General features: G+C 41.0%; 14 protein-coding genes and 1 pseudogene. 7 read left to right on the forward strand and 8 right to left on the reverse strand.

The annotated features are described in order from the left end of the window. Position 1: 1 nt before the first annotated feature. The 7 genes from recA (at position 2) to JCM15907_RS10090 (ending at position 8,428) form a co-directional block, all read left to right on the forward strand. On the forward strand, positions 2-1,060 hold the full coding sequence (gene recA / locus JCM15907_RS01520; RefSeq protein ID WP_025842439.1) for a recombinase RecA: 1,059 nt from the start codon (positions 2-4) through the stop codon (positions 1,058-1,060). Positions 1,061-1,135: 75 nt separating this feature from the next. Then, positions 1,136-2,116 carry a GNAT family protein gene (locus JCM15907_RS01525; protein ID WP_025842440.1) on the forward strand — a complete coding sequence of 327 codons (981 nt, stop codon included), beginning with the start codon at positions 1,136-1,138 and terminating at the stop codon, positions 2,114-2,116. A 1-nt stretch (position 2,117) separates the two neighbouring features. After that, complete coding sequence (gene vimE / locus JCM15907_RS01530) at positions 2,118-3,491, forward strand: UDP-2,3-diacetamido-2,3-dideoxy-alpha-D-glucuronate deacetylase VimE (RefSeq protein WP_025842441.1); 1,374 nt, start codon at positions 2,118-2,120, stop codon at positions 3,489-3,491. Further along, entirely contained in the window at positions 3,473-4,762 is a 1,290-nt protein-coding gene (locus JCM15907_RS01535) for a glycosyltransferase family protein (RefSeq protein ID WP_025842442.1), read from the forward strand. The genes vimE and JCM15907_RS01535 overlap by 19 nt, the downstream gene beginning before the upstream one ends. A gap of 1 nt (position 4,763) precedes the next feature. Beyond that, entirely contained in the window at positions 4,764-5,819 is a 1,056-nt protein-coding gene (locus JCM15907_RS01540) for a chorismate mutase (RefSeq protein WP_242396747.1), read from the forward strand. Then, entirely contained in the window at positions 5,820-6,200 is a 381-nt protein-coding gene (locus JCM15907_RS01545) for a 2-amino-4-hydroxy-6-hydroxymethyldihydropteridine diphosphokinase (RefSeq protein ID WP_025842444.1), read from the forward strand. A 20-nt stretch (positions 6,201-6,220) separates the two neighbouring features. Beyond that, complete coding sequence (locus JCM15907_RS10090) at positions 6,221-8,428, forward strand: RelA/SpoT family protein (protein WP_081773765.1); 2,208 nt, start codon at positions 6,221-6,223, stop codon at positions 8,426-8,428. A 195-nt stretch (positions 8,429-8,623) separates the two neighbouring features. On the opposite strand, the gene JCM15907_RS12550 is transcribed toward JCM15907_RS10090, so the two are convergent. The 8 genes and pseudogenes from JCM15907_RS12550 to JCM15907_RS01600 form a co-directional block, all read right to left on the reverse strand. Beyond that, positions 8,624-8,998: a DUF2752 domain-containing protein gene (locus JCM15907_RS12550; RefSeq protein ID WP_025842445.1), complete on the reverse strand. Its 375-nt coding sequence runs from the start codon at positions 8,996-8,998 to the stop codon at positions 8,624-8,626. Between the two features lie 52 nt (positions 8,999-9,050). Further along, positions 9,051-9,953, reverse strand: coding sequence for a YitT family protein (locus JCM15907_RS10100; protein WP_242396749.1), 903 nt, complete (start codon positions 9,951-9,953; stop codon positions 9,051-9,053). Between the two features lie 130 nt (positions 9,954-10,083). Continuing rightward, positions 10,084-12,866: pseudogene (gene leuS, locus JCM15907_RS10105) on the reverse strand (leucine--tRNA ligase). Positions 12,867-13,720: 854 nt separating this feature from the next. Beyond that, positions 13,721-16,327, reverse strand: a complete 2,607-nt coding sequence (locus JCM15907_RS11960) for a T9SS type A sorting domain-containing protein (protein ID WP_025842447.1) — start codon at positions 16,325-16,327, stop codon at positions 13,721-13,723. Positions 16,328-16,510: 183 nt separating this feature from the next. Continuing rightward, positions 16,511-17,155: a trimeric intracellular cation channel family protein gene (locus tag JCM15907_RS01585; RefSeq protein WP_235266300.1), complete on the reverse strand. Its 645-nt coding sequence runs from the start codon at positions 17,153-17,155 to the stop codon at positions 16,511-16,513. 66 nt (positions 17,156-17,221) lie between these two features. Continuing rightward, a complete protein-coding gene (locus JCM15907_RS01590; RefSeq protein WP_025842449.1) occupies positions 17,222-18,013 on the reverse strand; it encodes a patatin-like phospholipase family protein in 792 nt (263 codons plus the stop codon). 26 nt (positions 18,014-18,039) lie between these two features. After that, positions 18,040-18,801, reverse strand: coding sequence for a DUF5715 family protein (locus tag JCM15907_RS01595; RefSeq protein WP_025842450.1), 762 nt, complete (start codon positions 18,799-18,801; stop codon positions 18,040-18,042). A 78-nt stretch (positions 18,802-18,879) separates the two neighbouring features. Then, positions 18,880-20,628 (reverse strand): phospho-sugar mutase, encoded by a 1,749-nt coding sequence (locus tag JCM15907_RS01600; RefSeq protein ID WP_025842451.1) that lies wholly within the window; start codon positions 20,626-20,628, stop codon positions 18,880-18,882. Positions 20,629-20,699 lie beyond the last annotated feature (71 nt).

A 20,699-nucleotide genomic window follows, 5' to 3' on the forward strand; every position in this document is an offset into this window, starting at 1 on the left:
TATGAGTGTTGACAATATCAATTCTGAGGTTAAACCTGTGGAAAAAACAAAACCAGAAATAGATAAAAATAAATTGGAAGCCCTTAAAGCTACTATGGAGCGCATAGAAAAGAGCTTTGGTAAGGGCGCTATTATGAATCTTGCCAATGGTCAGGCGGAGAATATTAGTGTAATACCTTCGGGTAGTCTTTCTGTCGATTTGGCTTTAGGAGTAGGAGGGTATCCACGGGGGCGTATCATAGAGATATTTGGTCCAGAGTCTTCTGGTAAAACAACATTGGCTATACATGCTATTGCCGAGGCGCAGAAGTTGGGCGGTTTGGCGGCTATTGTCGATGCCGAGCATGCTTTTGACCCTGCTTATGCTGCCAATTTGGGGGTGGATGTAGAACGTTTGTGGATATCTCAACCAGATAATGGCGAACAGGCTTTGGAAATTGCCGAGCAGTTGATTCGTTCCTCTGCCGTAGATATTGTTGTGATAGACTCTGTGGCAGCCTTAACTCCTAAGGCTGAAATAGAGGGCGATATGGGCGATAAAAATGTTGGACTTCAGGCCCGCTTGATGTCTCAGGCTTTGCGCAAGATGACAGGTGCTGTGAGTAAATCTAATGCTGTATGTATCTTTATCAATCAGTTACGCGATAAAATAGGGGTTACCTATGGCAATCCAGAGACGACTACAGGGGGTAATGCTTTGAAGTTTTACTCTTCCATTCGCATTGATATTCGAAAAAAAGGGTCTGGAGCTTTGAAAAATGGAGAAGATATCTATGGGTATGAGACCAGAGTTAAAGTTGTTAAAAACAAGGTAGCTCCACCTTTCAGAACTGCAGACTTCGAAATTATATTCGGAGAAGGGATATCTTTAGAGAGCGAAATTATTAATATTGCTACTGAACTTGATATTCTCAAAAAGAGTGGCTCTTGGTATAGTTACGAGGGCACTAAATTGGGACAAGGTAAAGAGGCTATACGTACACTCTTGAAGGATAACCCCGAGTTGAAAGAAGAATTGAGAGAAAAAGTGCTTCAAGCCATAAAAGAATCTCATAAATAATGAGGTCATATAGACTTTAGAAGTAGATAATTTTAGAGAGCAAGCGGTAACTTTTGCTTGCTGGGGATGTTTTGAATGCCCGACATAGAGGTCATTTTAGATAGGAAACGTTACGAAGAGTTTGTCTTGGAGAATATCGAGACAACCTCTTTGTACTATACGCCATGGTGGTTAGATGCTATGGTGGGGCAAGCGAATTGGAGTCCTTATGTAATAACTTCCTCTACGAAAGAAGCTATAATACCTCTTTTTGAGCCTGTGCCAAATTGGATTATAGCACCTCCTTTCTGTCAGTCTGGAGGAATTGTTTACTGCTCTTCTTTGTGTGGTGATAATCGTAATAATCGCAAGGCACTGGTCAGAAGAAGACAGCTTTTGGAGTCTTTTTTAGAGTCTTATTCCGATAAGCGATTTTTCAAACTTCCTTTTTCTACTGATTTCTCCGATTGGTTGCCCTTTTATTGGAGGGGGTATAGCTCCTCTGTGCGTTATACGTATCAATTATCTCTATGTGGAGAGAAAGAGTTATTGAGTCGAGAAAGCAGTCATATTCGACAGAAAGTAGCGATAGCCATTAAGAGAGGGTGGAGCTATTCGGAAGAGGTTGCTCCGCAGGACTTTTTTGAACTCTTAAAGGTGCTCTATGAGAAGCGAAAAATTGCTACTAATTTAATCCCTTCTTTAGAGAGAGGGGTGTCGCAAGCACTATTGCTTCAAAAAGGGTTTGTGGCTGGAGTAACATCGGCAGAAGGACAGCTTTTAGCTACTGCTTTTATAGTTTACTCAGGAGGAGTAGGCTATTTGATTGCCACGGCCACTCATACCTGTGTTGTAGATAGTGCCCCTACGGCCTATCTTTTGCATCGTGTTTTGCTCTCATTGTATGCACAGGGATTTACTACATTTGATTTCGAGGGTTCTATGCTAAAAGGGGTAGAGTTTCTTTTCCGATCTTTTTCTCCCCAACAAGTGCCCTTGATAGAGATTTCCAAGGGTAAGATGAGTATTGCTCAAAGAATCAGGTTGCGATGTTACTATTCAAAAGCTAACTCTTGAAATGAATACCGAAAAAATAGTCCGATATATTCTATCTTTTCTATTGCGAGAGTCCTCTTTAGAAGGTACTCTTTCCAAATGGGTGGGCTATACATCAAAGAAGAGAGAATGGGGAGATTATAAGATTGTTATAGTTCCCTCTCGATTTTTTGAGATTGGTTTTTACGGTACGCAAGAGGCTTATCCTCAACTCCCTTTACAAGAATGGGAGGGGACTCCGCTTCTTTACGGCTTACCTCGAGTAGAACGTTGTAGCGAAACGGGGGCGGTTGTTGTTTATGCTGATATAGTTGCTTCGACTTATTTTCTCATTTCTCGCTATGAGGAGATGTATAGACGTTCTGAGAGAGACGACTATGGTCGCTTTTTAGGCAAGTGGTCGCTACCAGCCAAAGCTGGTTTTATTCATCGTCCTATTGTGGAGGAGTATGGAGAGCATCTTCGCACCTTACTCCAGAGAGAGGGAGTAGAGCTACCCTCTTATGATAAGAAGTTTAGCTACATACATCTCACGCATGATATTGATACCCCTTATGAGTATCATGGTGTTAGAAGTTTCTTTCGAGCTTTTCTCAAGGAACAGAAGTCGCTCAAAGAAGCTTATCGACTGGCTTTCCAACCTCTTCTGAAAGACCGTTTCTTTACTTTCGATCGTTTCTTGGAGTGGAATAGAGAGGTAGAGCGACGTATCCCAAATAAATGCTCTTCTATATTCTTTTATAAAACGCCAGGTAGTGAGCTTGAAGACCGACCCAATTACTCTCCTTTGAGAGGTGTTGCTCACAAAGTACATTGCTATGCAAAGAAATACGGGGTAGAGGAGGAGATTCATCTTCCTCTCGAGTGTTCTAAACACCCTGGGCGCATTGCCGCGCACACCAATCGTTTAAGGCATGACTTGAAGAAGAGTATAACCAAGTCTCGCTATCACTACTTGGCTTGTAGAGAACCTGAGGATTTCTTATTTCTATCAGATGCAGGTATTTGGGAGGACTTTTCTATGGGGTATCCAGATATGGCTGGTTTTCGATTAGGAACTTGCCGTCCAGTACACTTTATTCTTCCCTCTACGGGCAGTATTACTAACCTGCTCCTTCATCCACTCACAGTCATGGATTGCTCTTTAGACAGGTCCCAATATATGGGACTTAATGCGATAGACTCCCTTCGGTATGCTCATGGCTTGCTACTCCAGACTGCCAAATTTGGAGGCGAACTTAATCTATTGTTCCATAATAATCTTTTGGCAAAAGAGGTACACCCATTTCATTCAAGGCTTTATCGAGAGCTTTTGCGTACAATACTCCGCATCGAAGAGAACGCTCTCACCAATGTTGCTTTAGAAACGATTGCTCCATGTCTCGAAGAGTTTTAATCTTGGCAGATTTATATCCTCCTCATTTTGCCCCTCGTGTCTATTTTATGGCGAAGCGATGGCATGAAATGGGGTGGTATGTAGAGTTGGCCACCGAGCATATTACTGAGTGGAGTCAGGCTTCTCATGGTCTTGTTTTTCAGGAGGTTGTTGATTGTTTTGCAGTACATAGGATACCACTTAGAGAGAAGTACAATTTGTTAGAATCTTTGCAGGAGCTATTCTTTTTCTCTAAGAGTAGAAAGTTTGAATACGAGGTCGAGAAGAGAGTTGATATAGCCTCTTTTGATGTGTTGGTGGGATTTTCTTATCGTACTTTTCCGCTTCCTTCGGTCGCTCGACTGGCACAGAAGTATAAAAAGCCCTGTATTATGGATTGTCGAGATATTGTAGAGCAATATCCTCGCTACAAGTTTTTGCCTGTTTCTAAGGATAATCCTTCTTTTGTGTATAGAAGGTTGTTAGATGTTTTGCGGAGACTATTTATTGTTCAGAGAAATCGGGCTCTATCGAAAGCAACAGCTATAACTACCGTTTCTACATGGCATTGCGATAGGTTGAGAGGGTATTTCACAAATCACCCTATACAGCTCTTTTACAATGGATTCGATGGCTCGCTTTTCTCCCCTCGACATCCTAAGACTAACCTCTTTAGAATTGTCTTTACAGGGCGGATATTGTCAGTGGAGCATGGAGACCCTTTAGCGTTCTTCAAGATATTGAATTTGCCAGAACTTTTTCCTCTTCTAAAGTCGGGAAATTTGGAGGTAAGTTGGTATGTAGATGCCCATTCGGAAAAGATATTGCGAAGTCTTTTGAGGCATCTCCCAGAAAGTGTGCGTCAAGTACAACGTTTTTACACAATGATACCCTTTCGACAAGTACCCGATGTGTTAGCTAATGCTTCGATTGTGCTACTTTTAGCACAACCCAAAGGGGCAAAAGGAATTGTCTCTACAAAGATATTTGAAGCTATGGCTATGGAAAAACCTATCTTAATGGTACAGAGTGATAGAGCTATCCGAAGTGCAATTCTTAAGAAAGCGCAGGCGGGTTGTGCCGTAGAGGAGCAACGGGATGCCATTGAGTTTATCCATAAATATTATGCTTATTGGAAAGAAAATGGGTATACTTGTGCCAGAAATCAGAATAAAAGCTATGTAGCAGAGTTTTCTCGCTCAAATATTGGCACGAAATATGCAATGTTTGTAGAGCAGATTATATTTGCAGATAGATACAGAGTTATAAAGAATAATGAGGCAACAAAATAATTTGAACTCATCTACTATAAAGTTGATAGCAGGTCCTTGTAGTGCCGAGAGCTATGAGCAGGTATATGCTACGGCTCAGGGCTTAAAGCCCCTGGCTATTTCCCTATTTCGAGCTGGGCTTTGGAAACCTCGGACACAACCAGGATGCTTTGAAGGAGTGGGAAAAAAGGGCTTACCTTGGTTGCAAAGTATACAGAAAGATTTTGGATATAAGGTGGCTACAGAAGTGTGCTTGCCCGAACATGCTCGTTTGGCCCTAGAGGCAGGGATAGATGTTTTGTGGTTAGGAGCTCGTACAGTTTCCAATCCTTACGCTGTACAGAGCATTGCAGAAGTGTTGCGTGCCTCTCAAATACCCGTATTGGTAAAGAATCCTATTAGTCCCGACCTTTCTCTTTGGGTAGGAGCTATAGAGCGATTACAAGCTGTAGGTATTTCCAATATCAGTGCTGTCTTTAGAGGTTTTTCTTCGTATCCAACAGAGAGGTCTTTGTATAGAAATGTTCCCTATTGGAGCATTGTTTTTGAACTTAAACGTATTTTCCCTGATATTCCTATAATCTGTGATCCCAGTCACATTACTGGTCAGCGTACAGCTGTTGGAGCTATGTGTCAGCGGGCGATAGATTTGGGCTTCGATACCTTAATGGTGGAATGTCATGTAGAGCCAGAGAAAGCTCTGAGTGATGCAAGACAACAAATAACTCCCCTTGAGTTGTGCGATATAATGACTCATATTACCCCTCGAAATATATCAGTTTCGGAAGATGAGTACTTGAACCGTTTTCGTATACTTCTTTCAGAGGTAGACGAGCATCTTTTTTCAGTATTGGCTCGTAGGATGGCTATCTCTCGAGAGATTGGTCTCTACAAACAGTCGGCTCAAATCCCTATCTTGCAAGCAGAGCAATTTGCCTCTATCTTACAAGAACGGGCTTCTTGGGGAGAAAACTTAGGCCTTCAAAGGCAGTTTGTGGAGCATATTATGTCTATCGTACATGAAGAGTCTGTACGTATACAATCAGAAGAAAACAATAAAAATTCATTTAAGATATAAATGACAAATAAAGCGATTATAAGCATTGGGAGCAATTATGAGCGTACGCAAAATATACAAGCGGCCATTCAACGCTTACAGGCAGATTATCCCGATACGAGATTTTCGACACCCGAGATTACAGATCCTATAGATTTGCCCGAGGGTGCTAAACCCTTTCTTAATCTTGTTGCTGTTATTAAAACAGAGTATTCTCAAGAGATGTTTATCCAATATCTGAAAATGGTAGAGGAGGAAATGGGTAGAGAAGAACAAGATGAAGAAGAGGGTATTGTGGTCATAGACATTGATTTGATTGAGTGGAATGACGAAGTAATTAAACCTCACGATTTGGTACGCCCTTATGTAGTAGCAGGTCTTGAAGAACTTGATGAGTTTTAAGAGTTAGAGGCGAATATACAATGGCAGACCTTTTCCTAAAAGAACAACCAGAAGCAGCGGTAGATTACTTTTCTGAAGAGGAGAAGAAGCGTCTTTTAGAAGTGTACCGACGCCTCAAATTTTGTGGGCATTTGGAGTACAACTATAAAGCCTATCGTTCTCTTCTTACCGAGTTACTGCTTAAAGGGTGTTGGAGTAGGGATGAATTTGGCTATAATGGGTTACTACGTCATTTAGAGACAGCTCTAATAGCTGTCGAAGAGTTAGGGTTGAGTTCTATATCTGTTTCTGCCATTCTTTTTTATAGAGCCGTTCTTAAAGAGTTCTATTCTTTACAAGAGGTAGAATGCTTTACCTCGAAAAGTACAGCTGACTTGATTGGTAAGATGCTCCAAACGGAGAAGATTTATATGAGGCGCGCTTTTTTAGAGGGCGAACTATTTAGAGAACTTCTCCTGTCTGTAGCTGAAGATGCACGGGTTCTGCTTTTGATTATTGCCGATAGACTCTACCGAATGCGTACGGCAAAAGACTATCTCCCCCCTGAAAAGAGAAAAGAACAGGCTTTAGAGGTGGGAACTTATTTTCTCCCTCTTATCCACAAACTTGGTCTCTATGCTATTAAAGGAGAGTTGGAAGATTTATACCTTAAATACACCGATCCAGATGTATTTTACTGGATTAAAAATAAGTTGGGAGAGACCAAAAAGAACCGGGAAAAGTATCTTAATAACTTTTTATCTCTGCTGAAAAAACGTCTTGATGCTGGAAGAGCTTCTCGATGGAAATACACTATAAAAGCTCGTACTAAATCAATTTATTCCATACACAATAAAATAAAAACCAAAGGGGTAGACTTCGATGGTATTTTTGATTTGACGGCTATTCGTATTATTCTGAACGTGCCATTGAAGCATGAGTTAGAAGCCTGTTGGTATATTTATTCCTTAGTTACTGATGCTTTTGAACCTGATATCAAACGTTTGAGAGATTGGATAACTCACCCTAAAGATAATGGGTACGAGTCACTACAAATAACGGTTAAGGGACCAGAAGAGCGTTTCGTAGAGGTTCAGATTCGTACTGCCCGTATGGATGAAATAGCGGAGCGAGGTGTAGCTGCTCATTGGCGTTATAAAGGATTGAAAAGTGAGGGGCAGTTCGATAGCTCTCTAACCTCGGTACGTAAGTTCTTGGAAAAGTCTCCTAATGAATCTCGTATATCGGATGAAAAATATCGTATCAAAGCAACTGAATGGATCTTTGTTTTTACTCCTCTTGGGGAGTTGAAAAAACTTCCTGCCCAAGCCACAGTACTTGACTTTGCGTTCTCAATTCATGGGAATGTTGGTAGTAGGGCCGTTTCTGCTATTGTAAATGGTCGCAATGTTTCGTTACGAACCCAGTTACATAATGGAGACACGGTCAATATCATTACGAGTAAGAATCAATATCCTCGAGAAGACTGGTTGCAGTTTGTAGTTTCCTCTTCTGCTAAAGCTCACATTAGACGTAAGATAAGGGAACAAAAAGAAAAAGGTCTTGCAACGGCAAGAGAGATGTTAGATAGACGCTTTCGAAATAGAAAGTTGATTTACAATGAACGTATCTTCTTGCAATTAATCTACAGATGGAAGTACGCTTCTTCGAAGGAGTTTTTTATAGATCTCGGTGAAGGTAAGATAGATATAGCTACCTTTTTGAGCGAGTATGAAAAAGAGTATGAATTGCAACATAGTGCTTTAGAGAGCCAAGAGGAACAGAGACTTGACGCACCTCTAACTTATGAAGAGGTCAAAACTGGCGATGATGTAAACAAGGATAATACCATTACAGGGAAGGGAGATGGATCTGTGGTTATTGTCGATACTAACATTAAAGGTTTAGATTACATCTTGGCCAAATGCTGTAACCCTCAGTATGGAGACTCCATCGTAGCCTACCCAACTCGTAATGGGATACGCATCCATCGATGCTCTTGTCCCAATATGCCCAATCTTATTGAAAACAATCCCGAAAAAATATTACCAGCACAGTGGAATGGGTTAGGAGGCAATCCTACTAAAGCCCATATTCATATAGAGGGTATCAATAGTATGGAGTTGGTCTCTCGTATTATCTCTCTTTTCAATCATTCCATAGGAATACGCTTACTCTCTTATAATATAAAACCTAACGAAGCTCTGATGTATGGGGAGTTACTGTACAAGCCTTGCGACCTCATTTGAATGCTTTGCGCAATCGACTTAATGCCTTGTCAGGAATTCATAGTACCCGTATTGCTTAGTAAAAAACAATATGATGCCATTGTACAGATTTCAAAAGTCTGTTATAATGAATATTCTATAAGTCAAAAAAAGGGACTTCTCATAAAACAATCTATGGAGCTCGTTAGTGAGGCTCTTAGACTTGTATGTTGATCCTTATAGATTACGTCCAATCCACCAAATAATAATAAATAGTGTCATTAGAGCGATGCTTATTTTTGAGTTTATGAAAAGATAGCATTGCTCTGCCCATTTTTGTTTTTTTCGTATTCGGCCTATATAGAAAAGAAAGAATAGAAAGGGAAGAGAAACAAAGAGTACTGGATTGTAGTGCCATGCCAAGGTAAAGTTTCCCTGTAGTAAAGAGTGGGTAAATCGAAGAGAACCGCACCCCGGACATTTATAGCCTGTGACTAAAAGGAATGGGCATCGGGGATAAATGGGATACTGCTCTGGATTAAAAAAGAAGAGCAGTAGGAGGGCTATGATACCTACTCCGACTGCTCCATATTGTAACAATGTTTTTCTCATACTGAGTGAATTACCCTTTGGTAATGATACCCACAACAAGAGAGAAAACAGTTTATTTTTTTTCTCTTCTCATAGTGTCAAACCCTTCTCCATACACTCCGTGTACGATACCTTCGGAAACAAAGGCTTTGGGGTCAATTTCACGAACGATTTCCATAAGTTGTTTACGCATACTCTTACGAGCTACCACCATAAGTATTTTGGCGGGGTTTTTGCTGTATCCTCCTTGTGCTTCGATGATGGTACACCCTCTGTTCAACTTATTGATAATAGCATCGTTGATTTGTTCGTACTTAAGACTATTGATAAAGAATTGGATACTCTGCTTGTTGCTATTTAGGAAGAAGTCCATAGTTTGCGCCACAATGATGATTTCGACGAAAGAATAAGCCAACTTACCTAAAGCCATACCCCAGGGCATCCCTTTTGCGTAGTGGCTCACAAGGCATCCACTGACAACAATCACAGCATCTACCATTATCATAGCACGACCTAAAGAGATGTTTTTATACTTGTTGATGATGGCTACAATGACATCGGTACCTCCTGTAGAACCATTGACAGAGAAGACGAGACCCAAACCTAAACCGCAGAGCATAGAGCCTAATACGAGAGCTAAGAAAGGCTCTTCGGCGCTTAATAAAGGGCCTACGTTGGGAACTAATTCTTTGAGCCAGGGCCATATTTTGGCATAAACTTCAGAATCAGCAGGGGTAAAAAGTGCTTGACCTATGGGGAAGGTTACAAAAATCATTCCTACTCCGATAGCGGTGTGTACGGTAAATTTCCACCCCAAGAATACAAGAGCTAAGACCAAAAGCCCCACATTGATAATGTTGTAAGGGATAGTAGCTGGAATGTCTGTTGCAATCTGAATAATGGTAGTAATACCAGCTAAGCCTCCTGAGGTAATTTCTTGAGAAAGAATGAAGCGGTCCAGCCAAGGGTATAACAAAGAACGCCTAAAAACATTGTAAGAAGCTCTTTGGCTAATTCCAAAGATTTATTCTTACGAGGGGTAAGTTGCATAGTTGCTGCGTGTGACATACAATAAAATGCTTGTTATTAAAGTATTAAAGGATATTTCAAAAAACGATATTTACAATACGCCCTGGTACGACGATAATCTTCTTAGGAGTTTTATCTTCTAACCACTTTTCCGTATCAGGAGCTTCCAAAGCTATCTTTTCGACCTCTTCTTTGGAAGTGTCGGCTGGGAGAGTAAGGGTAAATCGTACTTTACCATTAAAGCTAACGGGGTATTTAACTGTGTTTTCTACAAGATATTTCTCTTCGAATTTGGGCCATTCTGCCGTAACGATAGAGCACTCTGCTTCGTGCATTTTTTGATATAAAAATTCGGTAAGATGCGGAGCAAAGGGAGAGAGCACAATCAAAAGTGGTTCTAAAATTTGCTTTGATGTGGTTTTTTGCTGTTGAAGCTCTCCTACACAGATCATAAAAGCCGACACAGAAGTATTGAAAGAGAATTGTTCTATATCTTGACCTACTTTGCGGATGAGTTTGTGCAGAGAGCGTAACTCTTCATTAGTAGGAGCAATGTCAGTAACTTTCCAAGTTTCATCTTGATAGAATAGACCGATTAACTTTTTTAGGAAGCGGTGTACGCCATCAATTCCCTTGGTATCCCATGGCTTGCTTTGCTCCAAGGGACCAAGGAACATTTCATATAGACGTAACGTATCTGCTCCATAGTTGCGCACGATGTCGTCTGGGTTTACCACGTTGAACATTGATTTGCTCATCTTTTCTACCGCCCAACCGCAAACGTAGGTACCATCCTCTTCCAGAACAAACTCTGCGGTGGCAAACTCAGGACGCCACTTTCGGAAGGCTTCTAAATCCAAAACATCGTTGTGTACGATGTTTACATCTACGTGAATTTCTGTTGTTTCGTATGCCTCCTTTTTCCCTAAAGTAACGAAGGTGTTGGTGTCTTTGATGCGATACACAAAGTTCGAACGTCCTTGTATCATACCCTGATTGACCAGCTTACGGAAAGGTTCGTCCTCACAGACAACCCCTAAGTCAAAGAGAAATTTGTTCCAAAAACGGCTGTATATCAAGTGCCCTGTAGCATGTTCTGTTCCTCCGATGTAGAGGTCTACCTGTCGCCAATACTCATTTTTCTCTTTACCCACTAAAGCATGCTCGTTGTGTGGGTCCATATAGCGGAGGTAGTAAGCACTACTACCCGCAAAGCCTGGCATAGTACTTAACTCATATGGGTAGCCCTCTTTAGTGTGCCAGTTGTTGGCTCTTCCTAAAGGAGGTTCACCACTTTCGGTAGGCAAGAAAGAGTCTATAGCAGGCAGTTGTAAAGGTAACTGCTCATCTGAAAGTAGGGTAGGAATTCCTTCTTTATAGTATATGGGGAAGGGTTCGCCCCAATAGCGTTGACGGCTAAAAGTAGCATCTCGGAGACGGAAGTTTACTTTGACGTCTCCTAAGCTCTGCTCCTTAATGTAATTGTTCATTTTGGCAATTGCTCCTTAACAGAAAGGTTGTTAATAAGAGGAGAGTTGATTAACTTACCTGCTTTGCTGGGTTTAGCCTCTTGCCAAGTAATTGGATTACTCGCCTCTTCTCCTTCGGGTACTACTACTTGTACAATGGGGAGGTTAAAGTGACGTGCAAAAGAAAAATCTCGTGTGTCATGTGCGGGAACAGCCATAATAGCACCCGTACCATACCCTGCCAAAACATAATCGCTGGTCCAGATAGGTATGAGCTCTTTCGTGATAGGGTGCTCTGCATAGGCACCTGTGAATACTCCTGTAACCTTACGCTCTGCCATACGCTCTCTTTCTGTTTTGCGTTTGGTAGCCATAAGATATTCGGCAACAGCTTCTTGCTGTTCAGACGTAACTACGCGTTCTAATAATTCACTCTCAGGAGCTAAAACAATGAAAGAGACCCCATAAATTGTATCAGGACGAGTGGTGAAGACGGTCAAATGCTCTTCGATAGAGGGGAGGAAAAAGTTAATCTCTGCTCCTTCTGACCGACCAATCCAATTGCGTTGAGTCTCTTTGAGAGACTCCGTCCATTCCAAAGTTTCTAAACTTTTCAATAGACGCTCGGCATAGGCAGAGATGCGCAAGCACCATTGTTTCATTTTGCGTTGCTCTACTGGGTGTCCGCCACGCAGGCTTAAACCTTCGCTCACCTCATCATTGGCAAGCACTGTACCTAAAGCAGGACACCAGTTTACAATAGATTCACCCAAGTAAGCCAAGCGATAGTGCATTAAAATATCACTCTTTTCATGCTCGGAGTAGCTTTTCCATTCTTGTGCTGTAAAAGAACATTCTTCTCCGCAAAAAGCAGATATACCTTTGCTACCATGCTCTTCGAAATGTGCCACAAGGGCTTCTATAGGACGTGCCTTTTGTAAAGAGATGTCGTAGAAACTTTCAAAAAGTCGGGCAAATACCCATTGCGTCCATTTATAGTAACTGGGGTCGCTGGTGCGGAACTCTCTGCTCCAATCGTAGCTAAAGCCAATTTTTTCAAGCTGTTCGCGATAACGCTTTATGTTGATATCGGTGGTAACCTCAGGGTGTTGTCCTGTTTGTATAGCATACTGCTCGGCAGGCAGTCCAAAGGCATCATACCCCATAGGGTGGAGCACTTCAAAACCTTTCAACCTTTTGTAGCGAGAGAAAATATCGGAGGCGATGTACCCTAAAGGATGTCCCACATGAAGTCCCGCCCCAGAGGGGTAGGGAAACATATCTAAAACGTAGAAGGGTGGACGTCCGCTTTGTTCAGAAACTTTGTAAATCTCTTTTTCGCGCCAGAAAGATTGTATTTGGGCTTCTATATCAGAAAATTTATATTCCATAGGGGTGAACTCGTTAGCTTAGCTACAATGTTTTTTACTGTAATTTTTATTTACCCAATAGAAAAGGGTTGTCTCGACTTCTTGAGAAAGCTACGAGAGATCTCTTTTTTGGTGGCTTTGGATAATAGGGGATATCGAGATGTCGAGGTTGAGAATCGAAGAAATAACGGACAATATGTTGGTAACTTCAACTTTCAATAACGACAGAGCAAATAGCCTATTATGCAACAACCTAAATATAGGGTAGGTACGATTTTATACCAAAGAGGTGGAGTGAAAGTAAGCATTATAATTCCCTTATTTACAGAGGAGAGTGCTACCGCCCTCTCCTTACTTTCCTTGTCTCTTTGACTAAAATCTAAAATCCGACTGCAAAGGTACTCAAAAGAGAGCATTATTCAAGCTATATAGCTCTATATCTATCGGAAAGCATTCTATAGTATAGAGCTTTTTGTGGTATTAGGAATATTAAAGTTATGGCATCTACTCGGAGACCTTTACGTTAGTTTCTGCTTTTCTTCTTACTAATACACAGAGTTATTTTCTCTACCATAGTAGTTAAATTACTCTCTTTCGCAGTGCCCGAAAGGTATAATGGCTACTAGCAAAACCCTCTGTCATTTATGTTTCAACCATTAATCCTTAGCAGAGAAACCTATGTACCTTTTGAAATTGCTGCATATACCTACCTCCACTGGTCTATCTTACATTGTATGAAGTTCAAAAAGCAATATCCACCCTCTTACAGATAAAATAAAAAGAGAGCAACCCTATATCCTCCAAAGGAAATGGATTGCTCTCTATTGCTTTTGACTTTCGTTATAGTCTATCTAATAGCTTTATACTGGAATTTTTTAACGGCTTACAACCAATCGATGGCTTGTAACCTTGTTATTGCTATCCCTTACTCCCAGCAAGTAGTTGCCTTCAGGTAAGTCATTGACATTAACAGTAACTTCCTGCGCTTCTCCTCCTCTTTGGGAAAGAACGAGCTCTCCATTCATAGAGAAAATGTCTATCGAAGAGATAGGAGTTGCATTGCTTATATGGAGAGTTGTTGATGCAGGATTAGGATAAACAGCAAGTTGGACACTCTCGGTGGCTTCAATCGAATTTGTACTAACAATTTTTGTCGTCATCTGAGTTGTTCCAAAGAGGGGGAGCAGTTCGTCCGCAAATTGATTGTTCAATATACTCTTTAGGAAAATTGTAACCCTTTTTCCCTTCATCGATTCTAACTGATTGTTGCTTGTAAATTCGGGAGTATAAGAGATTTCCTTGCCCTTCTCTATGCTGCTGAGAGGATTATTGCAGACAGCAAGTACACGAGGATATCCTTGTATTTCTCCAACAATAAAAGCCATAACTCTGGGAGAATTAGCATTGGAAGAGAAGGTTGCTCCTCTATTTTCTACCTTGAAAGTAGGACCATCAAAGACACCATTGTATATGTTGATACTTGATGTGTTTTTTGTTGGAGTAAAAACAAGCGTTGTTTTTGTATAGTCTGCAGGTCTGACAATGCGTATCTTTTCTGCACATAAATGGGCATAAGAGGCATTAAAACGGCGGGTATGGTGCGCAAACTCATCATCGGCTTTGTTTTTATCTAACTGTGAATATTGAACAAAAAGATTGACCTCTTTCCCATCATACTCATTTAGAATAAACTCATCAAATGTGTGCATCACCGTTTGCTTAGCAGGGATACATACAACAGCCTCTGCTATCACAAGTTCTCTACCTGTAGGTATGAGGATAGAAGAAGTATTGACAGGAGTAGCAAGTACTTTAATAGGACCATAGTACTCGCGTTCCGACAGATTTTGTATACTAATGGTCAATTGGCTTGAAGAGAAGGCTTGAAAATTGGCAACAGCTTTGGTTTTGTCAAAAACAAGATTGTCCATGGCTACATTGTAGTTCCACTCTGCCAATTTTTTATCCTTTACAGTAAAGAACACTCTATCAGGTTCGTCAATATACATCGTCAATGGCTCATACTCGGATCTTGTTGTTTCTTTCCACTCCAAGAAGAGTTCGTAGGCTCCATCGTTGTAATCTTTCAACATAATAGGTTCTTCAAAGCTGGCTGACTCTCTGAAGTTCACAATCATTTTTTTCTCTGCAGAAAACTGGGTCGTTGCATTATCTTTATTTTTGACAGAAATACGAAGAGTCCCAATCATAGCATCCTCTGAGCGTTGGAGTAGGTTCCCACTTAGAAGGATAGCTGATTTATCTTGTGGTTCTTTTATACGTATAGAAGCTGCGGGAGCAAGTTTAGGTTCTGGTTGAGAATTCCCATTTTTGTCGGGAGTAAAGTTTACAATAATAGCTTGAGCCAAGCTATAGTCTCCCAACCCAGCACCAATACCTAAAGCAGAAGGTTTTAGAGCAGTTAGACGGAAGTAACCGTCTGCCATACCTCCCCAACCCCAGTTGAAGTGGTAAAGACCGTCTTGACTGTATCCATCGCAAACAAAGGCATGTCCTCCACCTTTTCCGTATCCAGTGTAAAAAACAGGACGTTGGGCTTGGAGTTCTTTTTGAATGAGTTCTTCCCATCCCTTTGCATGATAGTTATGACGAATTCTGAGTGATAGAGATTTGTCGTATTTGAAGTTCCTACGAAGCGTTTTTACCAAATCGTGTTCCCAAGCACCACTTGCTTGAGAAGAGTAGTTCATTTGTGCAGCGAACCCTATGTCTCTTAATAACGAACCTATTTCTCTTACATTCTCTTGGGTGTAAGTGCCATCTTTGGGATCATAATAATCACGCATTTTGTCCCAATTATACTTTTTCCCAAAAGATGCTGTCCTTTCAACCCTGGCGAATTCGTCTCTGTAAGTGTAAGATGCTCCTACACTCTGATCGGGCCATTTGTGGTAACGCATAACTTGAGCAGCTGCAGTTGCTACACATCCTGTAGGCATATTTTGTCCCGTATAATCAGTAGGGGTGGAAAAATTGTAAGGATAGTCTTGATTCCACTTTATACCACCTAATAGGGGTTGTATGGAGGGATAGTCTTTTTGCGATTTGAGGGAGGAGTTTTTTCCTAAAGAAAGGTCTGGCATCTTCAATAACTGCTCGATAGTACTATCATATTGACTCATCCAAGCCTTGATATGTTCGGGGGCATTTTGCATATCGAAATATCCTTGGTCGGCATAAGCCAATACCGAGTACATACGATCGTCTCCAGAGATAATTGCAAAGCCCTCTTTCTTACCACGATTGAAAATGTAGTAGTAGGCTTGTGCATCTCCTTCGCCTTGACGTAGTGTGTGCGGAGTATGGGTGTACGTTAACTCAATGGCTCCTCCTGATCTTAAGGAAGAACTACCGAGTGTCTGCTCGGCTATGACCTTCGCTTGCTGGGGCGAGACAGGACCAGCCGTAAGCAATAGATGAGTCCCAATGAGGGACGCAATAGTGGTTACGATTTTTTTCATAGATGGTCTTGATTGTTTGTATAGATAGTTTTTATTATGTATTTCTTTTTAGAGAAAGGATTTTGGTTGTTCTCGTTATGACAAAGATAAAAACTTTAGCCTCACAGGCAATAGCTCCTTTGTCTCAAAGGGGGCTTATTTTGTTTTTATAGGATTTACTGCTACCAATGTTAAGAAAAAACACTATTCACTATGGTGAGGGGTGAAATAAGGAATACCCCAATGATATTTAGCAGCCAATATACGGAGTATTACGATAGAAACAGCCGATACTCCTTGCGCCCAAAAGGCAGAAAAGTGCAAGTATAACATAGCGAGATAGATAAAACTACCTATGAGGCATGCAACAGCGTAAAAGTCTCTTCTAAAAATAAGGGGTACCTCATTGATGAGAATGTCTCGTATCATTCCTCCAAAAGATCCTGTTATTGTTCCCATAATAGGGGCTATCCACCAAGGAAAACCACTACCTAAAGATTTAGCAACTCCTACAGCAGTAAATAATCCCAACCCGACGGCATCGAAGAAGTAGACAGTGTTGTTAAGACGTACTAACCATTTCCGGAATAGAATGGTAACGACCAAAGCTAACGAGGTGATAAGTAAATAAGAGGGTTCTATTAGCCAAAAGACAGGTAAATCAAGCATTATATCGCGAAGAGTACCCCCTCCGACAGCGGTTACCAAGCCTACTACAAAAGCTCCAAACCAGTCAAAGCGATGCGCCGCTGCAAGCCTTATACCGCTTATAGCAAAGGCAAAAGTACCTAAATAATCGCACCAACGTATGAAATCGGCTATATTGCCTTCAGAAAAAAGGGTTCGCATGGGCTTAAAGATTATATTTTGATGACTCTCTTTACTATTTCTTCTTTTGGGAGAGGTAGGCCGAACTCATTCGGGAAGACTTTTTATAGGGAGCAATCTTTCTATGTGATTATGACGAGCTAATTCATAGCCAAGTTCCATAATGTCCTTGGCAGAACTAACATCAAACATTTTATATTGCATTATGGCATGGGTCTCTAAAGTCAGATCACATACAGCTTTATCTGCTCGGGTATTTTGGCGGAAAACCAAAGACCAGGAGCGTTCGGCCACGCCTCGTAAAGTCTTTTTACATTCCTTGGTTTGTTCGGGTCCCAAATTAACACCCAATACCTTAGCACACTCCTGACGTATCACAGTGACGGGATAATTTCTAAATAACCCCCCATCTACATATGAAATACCTTTAATAACCTTGGGTTGGAAGAGTACGGGAATACTGCATGAGGCTGTTATGATTTGAGATAGAGGGCCTGAAGTAAAAACATGCTCACAACCATTATCCAAATCTGTGGCTACAATGCGTACAGGAATAGGCAAATCTTCCAGCCGACGATGTCTGAGGTTGTCCTTCAAAAATTTAGTGAAATTACGAGTAGAAAACATCCCCCCCTTGTTTGGATAAAGTGATGTCATACCTTTGAACCCTATTGAAGAGAGGCGTTCGAATATTTCATCTGGAGAGTATCCGTCCGAATAAAAAGCCCCAACAATAGAACCAGAACTAGTCCCAGCAATAATATTGGGACGCAACCCGACTTCATCCATATACTTTAGTACGCCAATATGGGCAAAACCTTTAATACTCCCTCCACTAAGAGCTAAGCCTAATGGGTATTTAATCTTAGAGGTATCCATATCTATAAATCATTGATTTACTGTAGTCATGAGGGGCTGGAGTAGATTGGCTTAATGGCTGTTATATGAAAGCATGCTTGCTTTTTTTCATGCTTGATATAGCAACGATGTGCCTTTTGATACTGCTGTAGTATAGAGGCTAATACCTTTTTAAGAATGGCATCGGAGATATGTTCACTCTGTTTGTGTACTTTATCAAATCGAGACCAAGAAATGTCGAAAGTCGTACCATAACTATGAGAAGACTCTGATGCCGCATTTACATTTCTTTTAGAGAGTCTTTGTTGCTGTTGCTGAGTACGAGTCAGACTTGTAACAATAATACGGTAGGGGGGAATACCTCGTTCTTGAAGAGCTATAGTGAAGTCCTCTCCGATTTGGTCTAATAAGGTCTTTGCTTCGGGTATGAGATAGGGTATGGAGTGAGTAAGACGATCTACTCGATAGAAAGGATTGCTCTCAATTAGAGCAAGAGTCGAGAGTTCTTTTTCATTAAGCTCTCCCTTAAAAGGTGTGCTTTGTAAGGCTCTTGCAGCTGCCAAGTGTAGCAAATTATCATCTGCAAAAGCTCTTGAGTAAGAATCTCTAAAAACACATTGATAGTCGATGCAAAGTCGCTCTGCACCTACCTTTTCTTCTACCGATGTGGGTTTACAACGCCGTACAATAGATACTATAAGAAGAATGCAGATAAAGACAACAGAAGCTAAGACAATACGCCAATAGGGTAGTATAAGGAGCTTCACTTGACGAAAAAGCGTACTAAGATTAACCTGTTTGCGAACCATCGGAAACAATCTTTTGCTTCCTCTTTACCTACTATAGCTCAGATTAATAGTAAGCAAAGAGGAAGATTTTTGTACGAATTATATACCTAATTGATGAAATATTTGTTGAAGTCGCTCTTTAGCCTTAGCTTCGGCTTGCGATAGCTTTTCTGCTTTCTCAAGCATCTCTCTTACCCCCACATAATACTTAATCTTGGGTTCTGTTCCCGAAGGGCGGATAGAGAGTTTCGAGCCATCTTCTGCAATGTATTGGAGTACGTTACTTTGGGCTGGCATATCAATGTTGAAAGTTTCGCCTGTTTTAAGAGAACGTCCCTTGAGAGAAGCGTAGTCGATTATGGTAACTATTGGAGAGCCTCCAAGATCTTTAAGAGGAGTTTCGCGGTAAGCGGTCATCATCTGAGCAATTTCTTCAGCTCCCGTTCGCCCTGGTCGCACAATATAATGCCCCTTATCTAAGAAATATCCATAGGTAACATATATGTGGGTTAGTAACTCATCGATAGTAAGTCCCTTTTCTAAAGCCCAAACAGTCATTTCTGAAAAAAGGGCACACGCCGAAACAGAGCTCTTATCTCGGATAAAGTCTTCCCATAAATAGCCATAACTTTCTTCGCCTCCTCCGATGTAGTTCAATACTCCTTCATTGCGACGAATAATATCAGCAATCCATTTGAAGCCTGTATAGCAGTCATATAGCTTAACTCCTTCTTTTTCCGTGATAAACTTGATTAAGTCTGTTGTAACAATCGTTTTAATAACGTAATCTTTATTGGTCAATATACCCAATTCCTGACGACGTTTAATAGAGTAGTAAGTGAGTAAAGCACAAATTTGATTACCATTGATGAGTTGCATCTTACCCTCTTTGTTGCGAATAGCTACCCCTATACGGTCAGCGTCAGGATCTGAAGCTAAAACAAGTTGAGCTTGTGTCTTTTCTGCTTGCTCCAAAGCCATACTAAGGGCTGCAGGCTCCTCAGGATTAGGCGAAACTACTGTGGGAAAATCTCCGCTCACGACATCTTGCTCGGGTACATTTATGATGTTGGTAAAGCCGAAGGCTCTCAGAGCTTCGGGCACTATTCTTACCCCCGTACCATGTATAGGAGTGTAAACAATGGCAAGATTATGGTGCTTTTGAATAGCTTCAGGAGAGAGGGATAGAGATTTTACTCTTTCGATAAAAATACGATCAATCTCCAGACCTATTTCTTTTATAAGAGACGGATTGCCTTCCTGTACCACTGACTCCATAGAAGTAATTTTTGCAACTTCTTTTATCGTATTTACATCGTGAGGAGAAACCATTTGCGCTCCATCTGCCCAGTAGGCTTTGTAACCATTGTATATAGGAGGGTTGTGAGATGCTGTAACCATAACACCACTCTTACAGTTGAGATGTCGTATGGCAAACGATATCTCTGGAGTAGGGCGTAGAGATTCGAAAAGATAAACCTTAATGCCATTCCCTGAAAATACATTGGCTGTAATCTCTGAGAAGTAGCGGCTATTATGTCTACAATCATAACCTATTACAACAGCTATTTCTTCATCGGGATAAGTTCTTTTAAGATAATTCGCCAATCCCTGTGTAGCCATAGAAACGGTGTAACGATTCATTCTGTTAGTCCCGACTCCCATAATACCTCTCAGACCTCCTGTACCAAACTCGAGATTTTTGTAGAAAGCGTCTATTAGTTCTGCTTTATCGGGATTGTCCAATAGAGTTTGTACTTCATTTCTGGTTTCTTCATCGAAAGAGGGTGCTAACCATTTTTTTGCTGCCTCGGTTACTTTATGTAAGATGTCTTCGTTTGCACTCATACTAAAATTCTGTTTCCTTGTTTGACGATAGAGAGCTTTTTTCCATATTAAGGATAGAACTCCAAATCGTA

Source organism: Porphyromonas gingivicanis JCM 15907 (assembly GCF_000614585.1).
GTDB classification, from domain to species: domain Bacteria; phylum Bacteroidota; class Bacteroidia; order Bacteroidales; family Porphyromonadaceae; genus Porphyromonas; species Porphyromonas gingivicanis.

Excerpts from the sequence above, each read along its gene's own strand:
- JCM15907_RS01590 (WP_025842449.1), bottom strand. The coding sequence starts at position 18,013 with ATGGATACCTCTAAGATTAAATACCCATTAGGCTTAGCTCTTAGTGGA.
- JCM15907_RS12550 (WP_025842445.1), bottom strand. The coding sequence starts at position 8,998 with ATGAGAAAAACATTGTTACAATATGGAGCAGTCGGAGTAGGTATCATA.
- JCM15907_RS01595 (WP_025842450.1), bottom strand. The coding sequence starts at position 18,801 with ATGGTTCGCAAACAGGTTAATCTTAGTACGCTTTTTCGTCAAGTGAAG.
- recA (WP_025842439.1), top strand. The coding sequence starts at position 2 with ATGAGTGTTGACAATATCAATTCTGAGGTTAAACCTGTGGAAAAAACA.
- JCM15907_RS10090 (WP_081773765.1), top strand. The coding sequence starts at position 6,221 with ATGGCAGACCTTTTCCTAAAAGAACAACCAGAAGCAGCGGTAGATTAC.
- JCM15907_RS01525 (WP_025842440.1), top strand. The coding sequence starts at position 1,136 with ATGCCCGACATAGAGGTCATTTTAGATAGGAAACGTTACGAAGAGTTT.
- JCM15907_RS11960 (WP_025842447.1), bottom strand. The coding sequence starts at position 16,327 with ATGAAAAAAATCGTAACCACTATTGCGTCCCTCATTGGGACTCATCTA.
- JCM15907_RS01535 (WP_025842442.1), top strand. The coding sequence starts at position 3,473 with ATGTCTCGAAGAGTTTTAATCTTGGCAGATTTATATCCTCCTCATTTT.
- JCM15907_RS01545 (WP_025842444.1), top strand. The coding sequence starts at position 5,820 with ATGACAAATAAAGCGATTATAAGCATTGGGAGCAATTATGAGCGTACG.
- JCM15907_RS01600 (WP_025842451.1), bottom strand. The coding sequence starts at position 20,628 with ATGAGTGCAAACGAAGACATCTTACATAAAGTAACCGAGGCAGCAAAA.
- vimE (WP_025842441.1), top strand. The coding sequence starts at position 2,118 with ATGAATACCGAAAAAATAGTCCGATATATTCTATCTTTTCTATTGCGA.
- JCM15907_RS01585 (WP_235266300.1), bottom strand. The coding sequence starts at position 17,155 with ATGCGAACCCTTTTTTCTGAAGGCAATATAGCCGATTTCATACGTTGG.